Source organism: Burkholderia sp. 9775_39 (assembly GCF_015712225.1).
Classification (GTDB): domain Bacteria; phylum Pseudomonadota; class Gammaproteobacteria; order Burkholderiales; family Burkholderiaceae; genus Burkholderia; species Burkholderia cenocepacia.
Window position 1 is genome coordinate 311,680 of record NZ_JACCQC010000004.1, and the last position, 17,302, is coordinate 328,981.

Below are 17,302 nucleotides of genomic sequence, written 5' to 3' on the forward strand. Positions count from 1 at the left end.
GCCGCGTCGAGCGGCGCCGTCGCTCGCATGGACCTGGCTGGCTCGTTGTTGCTCGCAGTAGCGCTGATGCTGATCATCGAGGGGGCGTTCCCCTTCGTGTTTCCCGTCGCCTGGCGCGACACGTTTCGTAGAATAGCCGAGCGGCCGCCGCATCATATCCGGATCGGCGGGCTGATCGTGATGGTGCTCGGGCTCGTGCTGCTGCTGCTCGCGACCTGACCGGAGCCCCGATCCGGACGGCGCATCCGCCGTTCGTTCCGCCCGATTTCGAAGTTCCGATTCAACTCGCGGCGCGCGTGTCGCGCGCCGTTTCCCGTCGTAGGACCGTACCGATGTCGACCTGGTTACTTCCCGAGAATATCGCCGACGTGCTGCCGTCGGAAGCGCGCAAGATCGAGGAGCTGCGCCGCAGGCTGCTCGACCGCTTCCGTTCGTACGGCTACGAAATGGTGATGCCGCCGCTGCTCGAGTATCTCGAGTCACTGCTGACGAGCGGGGGCGCCGATCTGCGCCTGCGCACCTTCAAGCTGGTCGACCAGTTGTCGGGCCGGACGCTCGGCCTGCGCGCGGACATCACGCCGCAGGTCGCGCGGATCGACGCGCACCTGTTGAACCGTCAGGGCGTGACGCGCCTCTGCTATGCGGGCCACGTGATGCATACGCGTCCGCGCGGGCTGCACGCGACGCGCGAACAGATCCAGATCGGCGCGGAAATCTACGGCCACGCCGGCCTGGAAGCCGATCTCGAGATCCAGCAGCTGATGCTCGACGCGCTGCATCTCGCGGGCCTGTCGCGGATCCGCCTCGACCTCGGTCACGCGGGTGTGCTCGCGGCGCTGCTGGCGCGCGACGCGCAGGCCGCGGAGCGCGGCGAGTCGCTGTACGACGCGCTGTCGGGCAAGGACGTGCCGCTGCTGAACGAGCTGACCGACGATCTCGGCGCCGATACGCGCGCCGCGCTGCGTGCGCTGCCGAACCTTTACGGCGACGCGAGCGTGCTCGCCGAGGCGCGCACGCGCCTGCCGGTGCTGCCCGAAATCACGCGGGCGCTCGACGATCTCGCGCAGCTTGCGTCGCAGGCGAAGGGCGTCGAAGTCGCGATCGATCTCGCCGATTTGCGCGGTTACGCGTATCACAGCGGCGCGATGTTCAGCGCGTACATCGACGGCGTGCCGAACGCGATCGCGCGCGGCGGTCGTTACGACCACGTGGGGCAGGCCTATGGCCGGGCCCGCCCGGCAACCGGCTTTTCGCTCGACCTGCGCGAGCTCGCGCGGATTTCGCCGGTCGAGGCGCGCGGCACCGCGATTCTCGCGCCGTGGGCGCAGGACGACGCGCTCGGCGCGGCGGTCGCGGCGCTGCGCGATGCGGGCGAGGTCGTGATCCAGGCGCTGCCGGGCCACGACCACGTGCTCGACGAATTCGCCTGCGATCGTTCGCTCGTCGAGCGCAACGGCGCATGGGTGGTCGAACCCCGATAAACAGGCGTTCGCGGGCTGCGCTTCGGCGTGCATATCGTTGAAGCGAAACGGAAAAATTCGGAATCGCCCGCGAACATAGGTAGAATACGTTTTTAACCAGCTAACGAATCAACATGTCTGCCAGCGCAGTGAACGTGACTCCCGGGCGCAATGTCGTCGTCGTGGGAACGCAATGGGGTGATGAAGGCAAGGGCAAGATCGTCGACTGGCTGACGGACCACGCTCAAGGCGTCGTGCGTTTCCAGGGCGGTCACAACGCCGGCCACACCCTCATCATCGGCGGCAAGAAAACGATCTTGCGCCTCATTCCGTCGGGCATCATGCGTGAAGGCGTCGCCTGCTACATCGGCAACGGCGTCGTTCTGTCCCCCGAAGCACTGTTCAAGGAAATCGGCGAGCTCGAAGAGGCCGGCGTGAACGTACGCGACCGTCTGTTCATCTCCGAAGCCACGACGCTGATCCTGCCGTACCACATCGCGATCGACCAGGCGCGCGAAGCGCGCAAGGGCGCGGGCAAGATCGGCACGACGGGCCGCGGCATCGGCCCCGCGTACGAAGACAAGGTCGGCCGCCGCGCGCTGCGCGTGCAGGACCTGTTCGACGCGAAGACCTTCGCCGATCGCCTGCGCGAAAATCTCGATTACCACAACTTCGTGCTGACCCAGTATCTGGGCGGTGCGGCCGTCGACTTCCAGGCCACACTCGACACGATGCTCGGCTATGCCGACCGCCTGAAGCCGATGGTGGCCGACGTGTCGCGCCGCCTGTACGACGCGAACAACGCGGGCCAGAACCTGCTGTTCGAAGGCGCGCAAGGCACGCTGCTCGACATCGACCACGGCACCTATCCGTTCGTCACGTCGAGCAACTGCGTCGCGGGTGCGGCGTCGGCGGGTGCGGGCGTCGGTCCGCAGAAGCTCAACTACATCCTCGGCATCACGAAGGCGTATTGCACGCGCGTCGGCTCGGGCCCGTTCCCGAGCGAGCTGTACGATGCGGACAACCCGCAGCGCCAGGACCAGGTCGGCGTCACGCTCGCGAACGTCGGCAAGGAATTCGGTTCGGTCACGGGCCGTCCGCGCCGCACCGGCTGGCTCGACGCGGCTGCGCTGCGCCGTTCGATCCAGATCAACGGCGTGTCGGGCCTGTGCATGACGAAGCTCGACGTGCTCGACGGCCTCGACGAAGTCAAGCTGTGCGTCGGCTACAAGGTCGACGGCAAGGACGTGGACATCCTGCCGCGTGGCGCGGTCGACGTCGCGCGTTGCGAGCCCGTGTACGAAACGTTCTCCGGCTGGAAGGAAAGCACGGTCGGCATCAAGACGTGGGACGCGCTGCCGGTGAATGCACAGGCATACCTGTCCCGTGTCCAGGAAGTGGCTGGCGTGCCGGTAGACATGGTGTCGACGGGCCCGGACCGCGACGAAACGATCCTGCTCCGCCATCCGTTCAAGGTGTAATTCCCAGATGACGCAGCAAATCACGATGACGGCGGCAGACTTGATGACCGATCCGCGCAACGACGACAAGAACCTGTGGGTAGGCTGGGACGAGTATCACCGGCTGATCGAGCTGCTCGCGCTCCAGGTGCACGCCTCGGGCTGGAAGTTCGACCAGATCCTGTGCCTCGCGCGCGGTGGCCTGCGCGTCGGCGACCAGCTGTCGCGCATCTATGACGTGCCGCTCGCGATCCTCGCGACGAGCTCGTACCGGGAAGCAGCCGGCACCGAGCAGGGCGAGCTCGACATCGCGCAGTACATCACGATGACGCGCGGCAACCTGGCGGGCAACGTGCTGCTGGTCGACGATCTCGTCGATTCCGGCGTCACGCTCGCACGCGTGCAGGAGCACCTGAAGGAACGCTATCCGTCCGTGACGGCCGTGCGTTCGGCCGTGCTCTGGTACAAGGGTTGCTCGAAGGTCAAGCCCGACTATCACACGCAGTTCCTGCCGACGAATCCGTGGATTCATCAGCCGTTCGAGGAGTGGGACACGGTTCGTCCGCACAACCTCGAGGCGTGGATCAAGCGCGGTCGCGCGCAGCGCGACGGTTCGGGCGCGTAAGCGCCCGGCCGATCGAAGGAAAGCCTTGTACGGCGCCGCTTGCGGCGCCGTTTTTCATTGGCGCGCGGGTGGCGCCGGGCGGCGTGTGCGGCGGACCCGATAGGCAGGCGGCGCGGCCCCGGCTATGATGGCAGCCCTGCCACAGGTCGCGCCGGATTGCATGCGCGGCGTGGATCACGTGGTTCCACGGCAACACGGCAGGACGGCGTTTCACGGGGGCGCGAGTAGAATAGCGCTCGTTTTGTCCGACCCGGACCCGATTATTACGCTTCATATGAACGACACGACTCACGCGACCGACGCCGCACACGCGCCGCATTCGACGCAACAACACTCGATGCGGGCGCTAGCGATAGCAGCCATCGGCGTCGTGTTCGGCGACATCGGCACCAGCCCGCTGTATTCGCTCAAGGAGGCGTTCAGCCCCGCGCACGGCATTCCGCTGACCGAAGGCTCGATTCTCGGCGTGATCTCGCTGCTGTTCTGGGCGATCATCCTGGTGGTCGGCGTCAAGTACCTGCTGTTCGTGATGCGGGCGGACAACAACGGCGAGGGCGGCGTGCTCGCGCTGATGGCGCTGTCGCTGCGCCCGCTCGACTCCAAGACCCGGGTCGCGGGCGCGCTGATGGCGCTCGGGATATTCGGCGCCTGCATGTTCTACGGGGACGCGGTGATCACGCCGGCGATTTCCGTGATGTCGGCCGTCGAAGGTCTCGAGATCGCGACGCCGCACCTGTCCCATCTCGTGTTGCCGATCACGATCGTGATCCTGATCGCGCTGTTCTGGATCCAGCGGCACGGTACCGCGCTGGTCGGCAAGCTGTTCGGCCCGATCATGGTGCTGTGGTTCGTCGTGATCGCGGCGCTCGGCGTGTACCACATCGTTCGCGTGCCGGGCATCATCGCGGCAATCAATCCGTATTACGCGGCATCGTTCATGGCCGACCACCTGCTGCAGGCTTACGTCGTGCTCGGCTCGGTCGTGCTGGTGCTGACCGGCGCGGAAGCGCTCTACGCGGACATGGGCCACTTCGGTGCCAAGCCGATCCGGTACGCCGCGTACGGGCTCGTGATGCCGTCGCTCGTGCTGAACTACTTCGGACAGGGCGCGCTGCTGATCCAGAACCCGAAAGCGATCGAAAACCCGTTCTTCCTGCTGGCGCCCGAATGGGGGCTGCTGCCGCTCGTCGTGCTGTCGACGGTCGCGACCGTGATCGCGTCCCAGGCCGTGATCTCGGGCGCGTATTCGCTGACGTCGCAGGCGATCCAGCTCGGCTACGTGCCGCGCATGAAGGTGCTGCATACGTCCGAGCTCGCGATCGGCCAGATCTACGTGCCGGTCGTGAACTGGCTGCTGCTGGCCGTGATCCTCTGTATCGTCGTCGGCTTCAAGAGCTCGGACAATCTCGCGGCCGCGTACGGCATCGCGGTGACGGCGACGATGGTGATCACGACCGTGCTCGCGTGCGTCGTGATGGTGAAGGTGTGGAACTGGAACCGGCTGCTGGTCGGCGCGATCATCGCGGTGTTCCTCGCGATCGACCTCGGCTTTTTCGGCGCGAACCTGCTGAAGGTCGCGCAGGGCGGCTGGCTGCCGCTCGGTATCGGCGCGTTGCTGTTCTTCCTGCTGATGACCTGGTACAAGGGGCGTCACATCGTCAAGGAGCGCACGGCGGCCGACGGTATTCCGCTGGAGCCGTTCCTGCAGGGCCTGCTCGCGCATCCGCCGCATCGCGTGTCGGGCACCGCGATCTACCTGACCGGCAACGACAAGCTCGTGCCCGTCAGCCTGCTGCACAACCTGAAGCACAACAAGGTGCTGCACGAACGGACCATTTTCCTGACGTTCGTCACGCGCGACATTCCGTACGTGCGCGACGACAAGCGCCAGAGCGCACGCGATGCGGGCGGCGGGCTGTACATCGTCAAGGCCGAGTACGGCTTCAACGAGACGCCGGACGTGAAGGCCGTGCTCGAGGAATTCGGCCGCACGCACGACATGACGTTCGAGCTGATGGACACGTCGTTCTTCCTCGCGCGCGAAACGGTCGTGCCGACGCATCTGCCAGGGATGTCGATCTGGCGCGAGCGGGTATTCGCATGGATGCACCAGAACGCCGCGAAGCCGACCGATTTCTTCGCGATTCCGGCGAACCGCGTCGTCGAGCTCGGGACGAAGATCGAGATCTGACGGGCCCGGCGCGCGGGCCGTCCGGCCGCGCGTCGCAGGTACCCGGATAATGAAAAAGCCCGCCTTTCGGCGGGCTTTTTCGTACGGCGACGGCGGGTCTATTCGCTTGTTCAGCGCTTGAGCTTCGCGAACGCCGCGGCCATCGCGCCGGCCGGCTCCGGCTCGCGCGAACGCTGCGGGCGGGCGGCGCCGCGCCCTGCGTTGCCGCGATCCTGGCCGCCGCGCGACGACATGCCGGGCGCTGCCGCGTCGTCGTCGAGGCGCATCGTCAGCGCAATGCGCTGGCGCTTCACGTCGACGTCGAGCACCTTCACCTTGACGACCTGGCCGGCCTTCACGACCTCGTGCGGGTCCTTGATGAATTTCGTCGACATCGCGGACACGTGGACGAGGCCGTCCTGGTGCACGCCGATATCCACGAACGCGCCGAACGCGGCGACGTTCGTCACGACGCCTTCCAGCGTCATGCCCGGTACGAGATCCGAGACCTTCTCGACGCCTTCGCGGAACGTGGCCGTCTTGAATTCCGGACGCGGATCGCGACCCGGCTTTTCCAGTTCGGCCAGGATGTCGCGCACGGTCGGCAGGCCGAAACGTTCGTCAACAAATTCCGTCGGCGACAGGCCGGACAGCGCTTCGCGGTTGCCGAGCACGTCGTCGATGCGCTTGTTGATCTTCGCGAGTATCCGTTCGACGACCGGATACGCTTCCGGGTGCACCGACGAGCGGTCGAGCGGGTTCTCGCCGCCGTTGATGCGCAGGAAGCCGGCGGCCTGCTCGAAGGTCTTGTCGCCGAGGCGCGGCACCTTGCGCAGGTGCTCGCGCGACGGGAACGGGCCGTTCGCATCGCGATAGTCGACGATGTTGCGCGCGAGCGTCGCGTTCAGGCCCGACACACGGGCGAGCAGCGGGGCCGACGCGGTGTTCGCGTCGACGCCGACCGCATTCACGCAATCCTCGACGACCGCGTCGAGCGAGCGGGCGAGTTCGCGCTGGTTCACGTCGTGCTGGTACTGACCGACGCCGATCGCCTTCGGCTCGATCTTCACGAGTTCGGCAAGCGGGTCCTGCAGGCGGCGGGCGATCGACACGGCGCCGCGCAGCGATACGTCGAGTTCCGGGAATTCCTTCGCGGCGAGCTCGGACGCCGAGTAGACCGACGCGCCGGCTTCCGACACGACGATCTTCTGCAGGCGCAGCTCCGGATGTTTCGCGATCAGTTCGCTCGCGAGCTTGTCGGTTTCACGCGACGCGGTGCCGTTGCCGATGCTGATCAGTTCGGCCTGCGTCTGCGCGGCGATGCGCGCGAGTTTCGCGATCGAACCGTCCCAGTCGCGGCGCGGCTCGTGCGGGTAGATCGTGTCGGTCGCGAGCACCTTGCCGGTGCGGTCGACGACCGCGACCTTCACGCCGGTGCGCAGGCCGGGGTCGAGGCCGATCACGGCCTTCGGGCCGGCCGGCGCGGCCAGCAGCAGGTCGTTCAGGTTGCGCGCGAACACGCGGATCGCTTCGGTTTCGGCCGTTTCGCGCAACTGCGTGAGCAGTTCGTTCTCGATATGCGGCTGCACCTTCACGCGCCAGCACCAGCGGCAGACGTCGGACAGCCATTTGTCGGCCGGGCGATTCTGGTTCGCGATGCCGAAATGGCGCGCGATCATCGCCTCGCCGGGATGCGGCACTTGCGCGTCGAGCTCTTCGCCCAGACCGAGCTTGATCGTCAGCACGCCGGCGTTGCGGCCGCGGAACAGCGCGAGCGCGCGGTGCGACGGCACGGTCTTGATGGTTTCCGCGTAGTCGTAATAGTCGCGGAATTTCTCGCCTTCCTCGTTTTCCTTGCCCTCGACGACGGCCGACGACACGACGCCCTGGTTGTGCAGGTAGTCGCGCAGCTTGCCGAGCAGCTCCGCCGTCTCGCCGAACTGTTCGGACAGGATGTCGCGTGCGCCGTCGAGCGCGGCCTTCACGTCGGCGACGCCCTTGTCGGCGTCGACGTACGCGGCCGCCTCGGCCTGCGGGTCGAGCAGCGGGTTCGCGAGCAGCGCCTGCGCGAGCGGTTCGAGGCCGGCCTCGCGGGCGATCTGCGCACGCGTGCGGCGCTTCGGCTTGTACGGCAGATAAAGGTCTTCGAGCACCTGCTTGCTGTCGGCCGCGTCGATCGCGGCACGCAGCTCGTCGGTCAGCTTGCCTTGTTCGTCGATGCTCGACAGGATCGCGGCGCGGCGATCCTCGAGCTCGCGCAGGTACAGGAGGCGTTCCTCGAGCTGGCGCAACTGCGTGTCGTCCAGGTTGCCGGTCACTTCCTTGCGGTACCGGGCAATGAACGGAACGGTCGAGCCTTCGTCGAGGAGTTGCACGGCCGCCGCGACCTGGCGCGGCTGGACGGACAGTTCGGTGGCGATGCGCTGTACGATCTTGAGTGCTACGGTTTCCGTCATGTCGTGGATGGTCTGTCTGCCTGCTGAAATCGCGGCGCGGGCCGGCAGGCCCGGAGCGGCGGGCTGCCCGGCGGGCCCGACGGGCCAGAGGCCGCGGATGAATGAAGCGGGGCATTTTGCCATAAATGGCGGAGCGTCCAGCCGGGGGTGATAGAATTTGACACATGTCCCGCAGCTTTCCTACGACGTTGCCAACTTCCCGCATTTCTCTCGTCGCGCTCGGCGCAGCGCTCGCCGCGGCTTTGTCTGCCGGGCCTTCCGGCGCATTCGCGCAGGCCGCTGACGCCAGCGCGCCGGACGCCGTCGCGTCCGCGCCCGTTGCCGCCTCCGCCGTCCCGGATTTCGACGCCCGTCAAAAAGTGCTCAATCAACGCTCCGCGGAAAACGATTATCGTTATGCGGTGGCGGAGCACGATTGTTACAGCAAGTTCTTCGTCAATCACTGTCTCGGCAAGGCGCGCGACCAGATGCGCGAGGAACGGGCGAGCATTCGCCAGGAGCAGCTCGCGCTCAACGACGAGCAGCGTGCGGTGCGCGCGCAGCAGCGCGACCAGCAGCAGGCGCTGAAGCAGGCCCGGAACGCGGCGGAAGCGCCGCAGCGGGCGGCGAACGAAGCGGCGAACGCGGCTGCATTCCGCGACAAGCAGGAGCAGAATGCACTGAAACAGGCGCAGCGCGGCGCGGAAGGACCGCAACGCGCTGCGAGCAAGCAGGCATACGACCAGAAGCAGGCGGATTTCCAGCGCAAGCTCGACCAGGCGCACCAGCAGGCGGCGCAGAAGGCGCAGGAACGGGCGGACAACGCCACGCGCTACGAGCAGAAGCAGAAGGAAGCCGCGCAGCACAAGGCCGATGTCGAGCGGCGTCAGCAGGAAGCGGCCGAGAAGGCCAAGCAGCAACAGCAGCAGGGGCAGTAACGTGTTGAATTGATCGGGATCAGTCTCGGGCGCGTCGGCACGCCGGCCGTCGCGCTGCTTCGATGAGGAGGCAACTATGCAAAACCGTCACACGGAACAGCAGCAGGAATTGCACAACCGTTTGGCTGCATTGCAGGAGCAGCACCAGCAGCTCGCTCGGGAGATCGAGCTGAAGGAAGGACACTCCGACATCGACGACATCACGCTGCACCGGCTGAAGAAGGAAAAGCTGGCGGCCAAGGACAAAATCATTTTGCTGCAATCGCAGCTCGAACCGGATAAGCGCGCCTGAGCGCGGCCTGGCAAGCGCCGGCGCCGCCCGGGCGCTGGACACAGGAACGCTTGCCTTGAATTCACCGCTTGAAGCCACCCCCGATGCCCGGCGTGACACGACGTCCGCCGGGCGCGTTCGTGCGCCCGAAGGCACTTTCGAGCTGAGCCGCAAGCGTGTCGACGAGCTCGACACGATCTTCGGCGAAGGCGGGTTGCTGGCGCGCGCGCTCGACGGCTATCGGCCGCGTACGTCGCAGATCGAGATGGCGCGCGCGGTCGCGTCCGCGATGGAAGCGTCCGCGCGCCGGATGCCCGAACCCGAGATCTTCGAAACCCGCAAGCGGCCGGCGCGTCGCTTGGGCGATGCCGACAAGACGGCCGGGCCGGCGGCGGACGATGCCGCGGCAGCCGAATCGGACAACGACGCGGGCGACAACACGCTGATCGTCGAGGCCGGCACGGGTACCGGCAAGACCTACGCGTATCTGGTGCCCGCGATGCTGTGGGGCGGCAAGGTGATCGTGTCGACCGGCACGAAGCACCTGCAGGACCAGCTGTTCCAGCGTGACATCCCGACCGTGCGCAACGCGCTCGCGGTGCCGGTGTCGGTCGCGATGCTCAAGGGCCGCGCCAACTATCTGTGCCACTACTACCTGCAACGCACGGCTGACAACGGCCGGCTGCCGTCGCGGCAGGACACGGCCTATCTGCAGGAAATCGTCCGCTTCGCGAAGATCACGAAGAGCGGCGACAAGGCCGAACTCGCAAGCGTGCCGGAAAACGCGCCCGTGTGGTCGATGGTCACGTCGACGCGCGACAACTGCCTCGGCCAGGAATGCCCGCACTACAAGGAATGCTTCGTGATGCAGGCGCGGCGCGAGGCCCAGCAGGCCGACATCGTCGTCGTCAACCATCACCTGTTCTTCGCGGACATCATGCTGCGCGACACGGGGATGGCCGAGCTGCTGCCGAACGCGAACACGATCATCTTCGACGAAGCGCATCAGCTGCCGGAGACGGCGACGCTGTTCTTCGGCGAGACGCTGTCGACGACGCAGATCCTCGAGCTCGCGCGCGACACGGTGGCCGAAGGCCTGAGCCATGCACGCGACGCGGTCGAGTGGGTGAAGCTCGGCGGCGATCTCGAGCGCGCGGCGCGCGACTTGCGTCTCGCGTTCGCGAACGACCAGATCGTGCGCATGTCGCTCGCGCAGCTCGGCGACGATCACCCGATGTTCGGTGCGCTCGATGCGCTCGACGCTGCGCTCGATGCGCTCGCGTCGGCACTCGCGAGCCAGGCCGAGCGTGCGGAATCGCTCGGCGCGTGTCTGCGGCGCGCCCGCGAGCTGCAGGACCTGCTGGCCGGCTGGGTCGCGCCCGGCGCGGCGGAAGCGGCCGCGCGGGCCGATGCGGCCGTGGCTGGCGACAACGCGGCCACTGACGGCGATCCGAACGAGAAGGTGCGCTGGGTCGAGGTGTTCGCGCATACCGTGCAACTGCACGAAACGCCGCTGTCGGTCGCGCCGATTTTCGCGAAGCAGCGTGCGGGTGTGCCGCGTGCGTGGGTGTTCACGTCGGCCACGTTGTCGGTGCGCGGCGATTTCACGCACTACGCGGCGCAGATGGGCCTCAGCTCGCGTCGTTCGATGACGCTCGCCAGCCCGTTCGATTACCAGTCGCAGGGGTTGCTGTACGTGCCGCGCAACCTGCCGCAGCCCTCTTCGCCGGCGTTTACCGATGCCGTCTTCGATGCCGCGTTGCCGGCGATCGAGGCGTCCGGCGGTGGCGTGTTCATGCTGTGCACGACGCTGCGCGCGGTCGACCGGATCGCCTCGAAGCTGCGCGACGTGATCGAGGCGCGCGGCTGGAACACGCCGCTGCTCGTGCAGGGCGACGCAAGCCGTACCGAGCTGCTCGACCGCTTCCGCGCGTACGGCAATGCGATCCTGGTCGGTAGCCAGAGTTTCTGGGAGGGCGTCGACGTGCGCGGCGATGCGTTGTCGCTGGTCGTGATCGACAAGCTGCCGTTCGCGCCGCCGGACGATCCGGTGCTGGCCGCGCGGCTCGATGCGTTGACGAAGAAGGGGCTGAGCCCGTTCGCGGTGCATCAGTTGCCGCAGGCCGTGATCACGCTGAAGCAGGGCGCGGGCCGGCTGATTCGTGCGGAGACGGATCGCGGTGTGCTGATGATCTGCGACACGCGACTCGTCGACAAGCCGTACGGGCGCCGGATCTGGCAAAGCCTGCCGCCGTTCAAGCGCACGCGAGAGATTGCGGTCGTGCAGGATTTCTTCGACGAGCACCGCTCGGACAAGCGCGCTTGATCGCGCGCGCGGCGCTTGTCGCTTGATTGTCCCGGTGCCGCTTGCATGCGGCGCCAATAAAAAACCCGGCTCGATGGCCGGGTTTTTTGTGTGCACAACGGATGTTACATCGCGCCGTGCTTCAGAACTGCCACCACGACTTCTTCGCACCGGGGCGCGAATGGCCCGTCACATACGGGCTGTCGGGGAACGTGCCCGCGAGCACGCGCTTGGTGTCCTCGGCGAGTTCCGGCTGGTTCAGCTTGCCGTACGACAGGATCATGATGTGCAGCGCATCCTCGATCGCCGGCGCGCCCTTGTAGTCCTTGATCGCGAGCTGGGCGCGGTTGATGGCCGCGACATACGCGCCACGACGGTAGTAGTAGTCGGCCGCGTGCACTTCGTGCGACGCGAGCGCGTTGACGATGTAGCGCATCCGTGCGGCCGCGTCGGGCGCGTACTTGCTCTTCGGGAAGCGATCGACGACGACCTTGAACGCATCGTACGATTCGCGCAGCGCCTGCGGATCGCGTTCGCTCATGTCCTGGCCGGAGAAGCGCCCGAACAGGCCGAGATCGTCGTTGAAGTGGATCATCCCCTTCAGGTAGTACGCGTACGGGATATCCGGATGATCCGGGTGGAGCTGGATGAAGCGGTCGACGGCCTGGTCGGCGGCTGCCGGTTCGTTGTCCTTCCAGTTGCAGTACGCGACGTTGATCTGCGCCTGCTGTGCGAAATGGCCGAACGGATCGCGGCCTTGCAGCGATTCGAAATATTTCGCGCACTTGCCCCAGTCGCCGCCGGACAGTGCGTCCTGGGCCTCTGAGTATAATTTGTTGTTCGACCAGGTAGCCGTCTCGTCCTGCTTCTGCGGCAAGCCGTGGCAGCCGGCGATGAGGGCCGCGGCCGCTACCGCCGCAGCCCGGGCGGCGACGGTTCTGGCCGTGCGTTTGGTCGAATTCATCATGCTCGCATGTCCTAGCTTCAAGTCTCGGTGACCCAGTCTAAATGACCCGTTCAAGTTCGCAGAATGCCCAGCCGGGCACACCAAATCGCGAAGATTATAGCCCAAGCGATCGGCCCGCCGACGCTGCCTCGGGGGATTCCCTCGATGACGATCTGGCCGGCGACGCGATGCAGCCGCCCGTCGTGCCGTCCGTGGCGGGCGATGACGCGCCGCGTATCGTCGAAGTGCCGCTGTCGCTCGCCGGCGAACGGCTCGACAAGGCGCTTGCCCAACTGTTCCCCGAATTCTCGCGCAGCCGCCTGCAGAGCTGGATCGAGGCGCAGCGGGTGCTCGTCGACGGCGCGCCGGCGAAGATCCGCCAGCCGGTGCCGCTCGGCGCGAAGATCGCGCTCGTGCCCGATCTGCTGCCCGAGCAGCTCGCGTTCACGCCGGAGCCCGTGCCGCTCGACGTGATTTACGAGGACGACGCGCTCGTCGTCATCAACAAGCCGGCCGGCCTCGTCGTGCATCCGGCCGCCGGCAACTGGAGCGGCACGATCCTCAACGGCCTCCTGCATCGCTACGGCGACGCGGCGGCCGGCCTGCCGCGCGCGGGGATCGTCCACCGGCTCGACAAGGAAACCTCCGGCCTGATGGTGGTCGCCCGCACGCTGGCCGCGCAGACGGACCTCGTGCGCCAGCTGCAGGCCCGCACGGTGAAGCGCCGCTATTTCGCGCTGGTGTGGGGCACGATGCCCGAGGCGGGCACGATCGACGCGCCGATCGGCCGCGATCCGCGCGAGCGCACGCGCATGGCCGTCGTCACCGGCGCGTCGGGCAAGCCCGCGCGCACGCATTTCCGCACGGTTGACACATGCCTGTGGCAACGTCAGCCGGTTTCGGCGATTCAGTGCGATCTCGAAACCGGCCGTACGCACCAGATCCGCGTGCATTGCGCGCACGCCGGACATCCGCTGCTCGGCGATCCGGTCTACGGGCGCGCGCGCGGCAAGCGCTCGGTCACGCCGCTGCCGGACGGGTTCGCGCGACAGGCGCTGCATGCGTGGCGGCTCGGCCTCGTGCATCCGGTCACGGGCAAGGCGATGCAGTGGCGCTGCCCGCTGCCGGACGACATGAACGCACTGGTCGCCGCGCTCGGCTTCGGGCAGGGCGACGAGGAATTCGACGACGACGACGGTGTCTACGACGATGACGATTTCGGCGGCGAGTATCACGACGACGAGCCGTATCTGGACGACGATGAGGAGGAGTGAGTGCCGATGACGAACCTGGCGCCGTTGACGTGGCAGGACTGCGTGCGGCCCGACTGGCAGGTGTCGCCGCGCGTGCGCGCGCTGATCACGACCCGCGACGGCGGTGTGAGCGAAGGCCCGTACGGGCGCTGGCAGGACGGCGCTGCGCTGCCGGGCGGGATGAATCTCGGCCTGCATACCGGTGACGATCCCGACCATGTCGCCGCCAACCGCGCGCGCGTGCTGGCCCTCGCTGGCCAGTCGGGCGCCGCATGGCTCGAGCAGGTTCACGGCGCGCAGATCGTGCAGGCGGACGCGGTGATCGCCGCCGCGCCTGGTGCCACGGCGCCGGTGCAGGCCGACGCAAGCGTGACCGATCAGGCAGGCGCCGTCTGCGTGGTGATGGTGGCCGATTGCCTGCCCGTGCTGCTGTGCGACGCGCAGGGCCGCGCGGTCGGCGCCGCGCATGCGGGCTGGCGCGGGCTCGCGGCCGGCATCGTCGAGCAGACGGCGGCGCGCGTCGCGGCGCTTGCGGGCGGCGCGACGGACGCGCTGCATGCGTATCTCGGTCCGGCGATCGGGCCGCAGGCGTTCGAGGTCGGCGCCGATGTGCGCGACGCGTTTCTCGACACGGCTCCGCAGTCGGAGCATGATGAAACCCGTCATGCGTTCGTCGCGATCGACGGCGCGCCCGGCAAGTTCCTGGCCGACCTCTACGCGCTCGCGCGCCTGCGACTCGCGCGTGCGGGTGTGGCGCACGTGAGCGGCGGGACGGCGTGCACGGTCGCCGAGCGTGCGCGCTTCTATTCGTACCGGCGCGACCGCGTGACGGGGCGCATGGCCGCGGCAATCTGGCTGGCCGATTGATTGCATGCGCATGCGCGCCGGCTTTGTTGCGCCGCGAAATCGAGTTATCTCGATATTGAGGCGGCAATACGGCGTTGCATGCGCGACTGAATGAAAAATCCCGACGTCAAGCTAAACAAAATGTTTTATGTTTCGCCGGAACCCTTGTCCCGTCTGTTGTGCGCGGATTATCTCCGTGCCGAAATGTTCAGTGGTTTGACGGGGCGCTTCACATGGGGAAAACGATAATGATAAAAATACCGCACTGCGGCAGAATCTGGAGACGCCTCTCCAGAGCATGACGGCCCGGCTCGCAGCCGGCACGCCGCGCGCGAGCAGGATTTCACGATTGACGCTCACGAATCACCGGTAAGGCAGGTAATGACAGCATCGAAAAATTCGTCGACGTCCGCGCATGCGGGCACTTCCGCGGGCAGCACCGGTTTCGATCCGGCCGCCCAGCCGATGCAGCAGATGTTCGAGTCGTGGTTGAACGCGTGGCGCGGTTTTGCAGATCCGGCGCGCGCCGCGACGGCATCGGCCTCCGTCAATCCGTTCGCGACATTCCAGTTCCCGACGTCGTTTCCGTTCCAGATGCCGTCGATGCCCGACTTCGGCGCGATGGCGTCGCCGTTCGCGGGGCTGAAGCTGCCGGTTGCCGCGATTCCGCCCGAACGGCTCCAGGCATTGCAGGCCGACTACGCACGCGATTGCATGACGCTGATGCAGCAGGCGGCCGCCGCGAAGCTCGAGTCGCCGGAGCTGAAGGACCGCCGCTTCAGCGGCGACGCGTGGAAGGCGTCCCCCGCGCATGCGTTCGCGGCCGCCTGGTATCTGCTCAACGCGCGCTATCTGCAGGAGCTGGCCGACGCGCTTCAGACCGATCCGAAGACGCGTGAGCGCATCCGTTTCACGGTCCAGCAATGGACGGCCGCCGCCGCGCCGAGCAACTTCCTCGCACTCAATCCCGACGCACAGAAATCGATCCTCGAGACGCAGGGCGAAAGCCTGCGGCAGGGGATGATGAACCTGCTCGGCGACCTGCAGCGCGGCAAGATTTCGCAGACCGACGAATCGCAGTTCGTGGTCGGCAAGAACCTCGGATGTACCGAAGGCTCGGTCGTGTACGAGAACGACCTGATCCAGCTGATCCAGTACACGCCGAAGACGGACAAGGTGTTCGAGCGGCCGTTGCTGATCGTCCCGCCGTGCATCAACAAGTTCTACATCCTCGACCTGCAGCCGGAGAATTCGCTCGTCGCGCACGCGCTGTCGAACGGTCATCAGGTATTCCTCGTGTCGTGGCGCAACGCGGACGCATCGGTCGCGCACAAGACGTGGGACGACTACATGAACGAAGGGCTGCTCGCGGCGATCGACGCGGTGCAGCAGATCAGCGGCCGCGAGCAGATCAACACGCTCGGCTTCTGCGTCGGCGGCACGATGCTCGCGACCGCGCTCGCGGTGCTCGCCGCGCGTGGCGAACATCCGGCCGCGTCGATGACGCTGCTCACCGCGATGCTCGACTTCACCGATACGGGCATCCTCGACGTGTTCGTCGACGAGGCGCACGTGCAGATGCGCGAGCAGACCATCGGCGGCAAGAACGGTGCGCAGCCGGGGCTGATGCGCGGCGTCGAGTTCGCGAACACGTTCTCGTTCCTGCGGCCGAACGATCTCGTGTGGAACTACGTCGTCGACAACTACCTGAAGGGCCGCACGCCCGCGCCGTTCGACCTGCTGTACTGGAACAGCGATTCGACGAGCCTGCCGGGCCCGATGTACGCGTGGTATCTGCGCCATACCTATCTGGAAAACAAGCTGCGCGAGCCGGGTGCGCTGACCGTGTGCGGCGAATCGGTCGACCTGTCGCTGATCGACGTGCCGACCTTCATCTACGGTTCGCGCGAGGATCACATCGTGCCGTGGCAGACGGCCTACGCATCGACGTCGATCCTGTCGGGCCCGCTGAAGTTCGTGCTCGGCGCGTCGGGACACATCGCGGGCGTGATCAATCCGCCGGCGAAGAAGAAACGCAGCTACTGGGTCAACGAGGGCGACCTGCCCGAATCCGCGGACGACTGGTTTGCCGCGGCGACCGAGCAGCCGGGAAGCTGGTGGACGACGTGGGTCGAGTGGCTCGACGCGTACGGCGGTCGCAAGGTCGCGCCGCCGGCCCAGCCGGGTTCCGCGCAATTCCCGGTGATCGAGCCGGCGCCCGGGCGCTACGTGTTGCAGCGCGATTGACGAAAACCGGACAGCGGCGCACGCTGTCCGGTGCACCGCAGTTTTTTTAACAGGGCCGGTAACGACGCGCCGTGTCGTGCGGGCCTGGAGGAAAGGGAAATGACGGATGTAGTGATCGTATCGGCCGCGCGGACCGCGGTCGGCAAATTCGGCGGCTCGCTGGCGAAGATTGCGGCGCCCGAACTGGGCGCGACGGTGATCCGCGCAGTGCTGGAGCGTGCGGGCGTGAAGCCCGAGCAGGTCAGCGAAGTGATCATGGGCCAGGTGCTGACGGCCGGCTCCGGGCAGAACCCGGCGCGGCAGTCGCTGATCAAGGCGGGGCTGCCGAACGCCGTGCCGGGGATGA

General features: G+C 66.9%; 13 protein-coding genes and 1 pseudogene. 12 read left to right on the forward strand and 2 right to left on the reverse strand.

The window, feature by feature from the left end:
* The first annotated feature begins 27 nt into the window (after positions 1 to 27).
* The 5 genes from H0X90_RS08260 to H0X90_RS08280 all read left to right on the forward strand — a co-directional run bounded on the left by H0X90_RS08260 (position 28) and on the right by H0X90_RS08280 (position 5,736).
* Positions 28 to 219 carry a DUF2065 domain-containing protein gene (locus tag H0X90_RS08260; RefSeq protein WP_006478685.1) on the forward strand — a complete coding sequence of 64 codons (192 nt, stop codon included), beginning with the start codon at positions 28 to 30 and terminating at the stop codon, positions 217 to 219.
* Positions 220 to 332: 113 nt separating this feature from the next.
* Positions 333 to 1,481, forward strand: a complete 1,149-nt coding sequence (locus tag H0X90_RS08265) for an ATP phosphoribosyltransferase regulatory subunit (protein ID WP_006496416.1) — start codon at positions 333 to 335, stop codon at positions 1,479 to 1,481.
* A 113-nt stretch (positions 1,482 to 1,594) separates the two neighbouring features.
* Positions 1,595 to 2,941, forward strand: coding sequence for an adenylosuccinate synthase (locus tag H0X90_RS08270; protein ID WP_006496417.1), 1,347 nt, complete (start codon positions 1,595 to 1,597; stop codon positions 2,939 to 2,941).
* Between the two features lie 7 nt (positions 2,942 to 2,948).
* Positions 2,949 to 3,545: a phosphoribosyltransferase gene (locus tag H0X90_RS08275; protein ID WP_006485899.1), complete on the forward strand. Its 597-nt coding sequence runs from the start codon at positions 2,949 to 2,951 to the stop codon at positions 3,543 to 3,545.
* A gap of 274 nt (positions 3,546 to 3,819) precedes the next feature.
* Positions 3,820 to 5,736 (forward strand): potassium transporter Kup, encoded by a 1,917-nt coding sequence (locus tag H0X90_RS08280; protein ID WP_006485906.1) that lies wholly within the window; start codon positions 3,820 to 3,822, stop codon positions 5,734 to 5,736.
* A gap of 110 nt (positions 5,737 to 5,846) precedes the next feature.
* Here H0X90_RS08280 and H0X90_RS08285 read toward each other — a convergent pair whose 3' ends face one another.
* On the reverse strand, positions 5,847 to 8,171 hold the full coding sequence (locus H0X90_RS08285) for a Tex family protein (protein ID WP_006496418.1): 2,325 nt from the start codon (positions 8,169 to 8,171) through the stop codon (positions 5,847 to 5,849).
* A 164-nt stretch (positions 8,172 to 8,335) separates the two neighbouring features.
* Between H0X90_RS08285 and H0X90_RS08290 the strand changes: the two genes are divergently transcribed.
* The 3 genes from H0X90_RS08290 (at position 8,336) to H0X90_RS08300 (ending at position 11,685) form a co-directional block, all read left to right on the forward strand.
* The gene (locus H0X90_RS08290) at positions 8,336 to 9,088 is read left to right on the forward strand and encodes a hypothetical protein (protein ID WP_006485898.1); all 753 of its coding nucleotides are present in this window, start codon (positions 8,336 to 8,338) and stop codon (positions 9,086 to 9,088) included.
* Positions 9,089 to 9,164: 76 nt separating this feature from the next.
* A complete protein-coding gene (locus H0X90_RS08295; protein WP_006478692.1) occupies positions 9,165 to 9,380 on the forward strand; it encodes a YdcH family protein in 216 nt (71 codons plus the stop codon).
* 55 nt (positions 9,381 to 9,435) lie between these two features.
* Positions 9,436 to 11,685, forward strand: a complete 2,250-nt coding sequence (locus H0X90_RS08300) for an ATP-dependent DNA helicase (protein ID WP_077190645.1) — start codon at positions 9,436 to 9,438, stop codon at positions 11,683 to 11,685.
* A 121-nt stretch (positions 11,686 to 11,806) separates the two neighbouring features.
* Here the strand turns inward: H0X90_RS08300 and H0X90_RS08305 are convergent, their stop codons facing one another.
* Positions 11,807 to 12,631 carry an outer membrane protein assembly factor BamD gene (locus H0X90_RS08305; protein WP_006484415.1) on the reverse strand — a complete coding sequence of 275 codons (825 nt, stop codon included), beginning with the start codon at positions 12,629 to 12,631 and terminating at the stop codon, positions 11,807 to 11,809.
* Between the two features lie 41 nt (positions 12,632 to 12,672).
* On the opposite strand from H0X90_RS08305, the gene H0X90_RS08310 reads away from it, so the two are divergent.
* From H0X90_RS08310 to H0X90_RS08325, 4 genes and pseudogenes are all read left to right on the forward strand, one after another.
* Positions 12,673 to 13,884 (forward strand): RluA family pseudouridine synthase, encoded by a 1,212-nt coding sequence (locus H0X90_RS08310; protein ID WP_034178468.1) that lies wholly within the window; start codon positions 12,673 to 12,675, stop codon positions 13,882 to 13,884.
* A 6-nt stretch (positions 13,885 to 13,890) separates the two neighbouring features.
* Complete coding sequence (gene pgeF, locus H0X90_RS08315; RefSeq protein WP_077190693.1) at positions 13,891 to 14,730, forward strand: peptidoglycan editing factor PgeF; 840 nt, start codon at positions 13,891 to 13,893, stop codon at positions 14,728 to 14,730.
* Positions 14,731 to 15,090: 360 nt separating this feature from the next.
* The gene (phaC, locus tag H0X90_RS08320) at positions 15,091 to 16,956 is read left to right on the forward strand and encodes a class I poly(R)-hydroxyalkanoic acid synthase (protein ID WP_006485252.1); all 1,866 of its coding nucleotides are present in this window, start codon (positions 15,091 to 15,093) and stop codon (positions 16,954 to 16,956) included.
* A 99-nt stretch (positions 16,957 to 17,055) separates the two neighbouring features.
* A pseudogene (locus tag H0X90_RS08325) lies at positions 17,056 to 17,302 on the forward strand (acetyl-CoA C-acetyltransferase); the annotation flags it as partial.

Coding starts and splice junctions, on each gene's coding strand:
- H0X90_RS08290 (WP_006485898.1), top strand. CDS start 8,336: ATGTCCCGCAGCTTTCCTACGACGTTGCCAACTTCCCGCATTTCTCTC.
- H0X90_RS08265 (WP_006496416.1), top strand. CDS start 333: ATGTCGACCTGGTTACTTCCCGAGAATATCGCCGACGTGCTGCCGTCG.
- H0X90_RS08260 (WP_006478685.1), top strand. CDS start 28: ATGGACCTGGCTGGCTCGTTGTTGCTCGCAGTAGCGCTGATGCTGATC.
- H0X90_RS08295 (WP_006478692.1), top strand. CDS start 9,165: ATGCAAAACCGTCACACGGAACAGCAGCAGGAATTGCACAACCGTTTG.
- H0X90_RS08275 (WP_006485899.1), top strand. CDS start 2,949: ATGACGCAGCAAATCACGATGACGGCGGCAGACTTGATGACCGATCCG.
- H0X90_RS08310 (WP_034178468.1), top strand. CDS start 12,673: ATGACCCGTTCAAGTTCGCAGAATGCCCAGCCGGGCACACCAAATCGC.
- H0X90_RS08280 (WP_006485906.1), top strand. CDS start 3,820: ATGAACGACACGACTCACGCGACCGACGCCGCACACGCGCCGCATTCG.
- H0X90_RS08285 (WP_006496418.1), bottom strand. CDS start 8,171: ATGACGGAAACCGTAGCACTCAAGATCGTACAGCGCATCGCCACCGAA.
- H0X90_RS08270 (WP_006496417.1), top strand. CDS start 1,595: ATGTCTGCCAGCGCAGTGAACGTGACTCCCGGGCGCAATGTCGTCGTC.
- phaC (WP_006485252.1), top strand. CDS start 15,091: ATGACAGCATCGAAAAATTCGTCGACGTCCGCGCATGCGGGCACTTCC.
- H0X90_RS08305 (WP_006484415.1), bottom strand. CDS start 12,631: ATGATGAATTCGACCAAACGCACGGCCAGAACCGTCGCCGCCCGGGCT.
- pgeF (WP_077190693.1), top strand. CDS start 13,891: ATGACGAACCTGGCGCCGTTGACGTGGCAGGACTGCGTGCGGCCCGAC.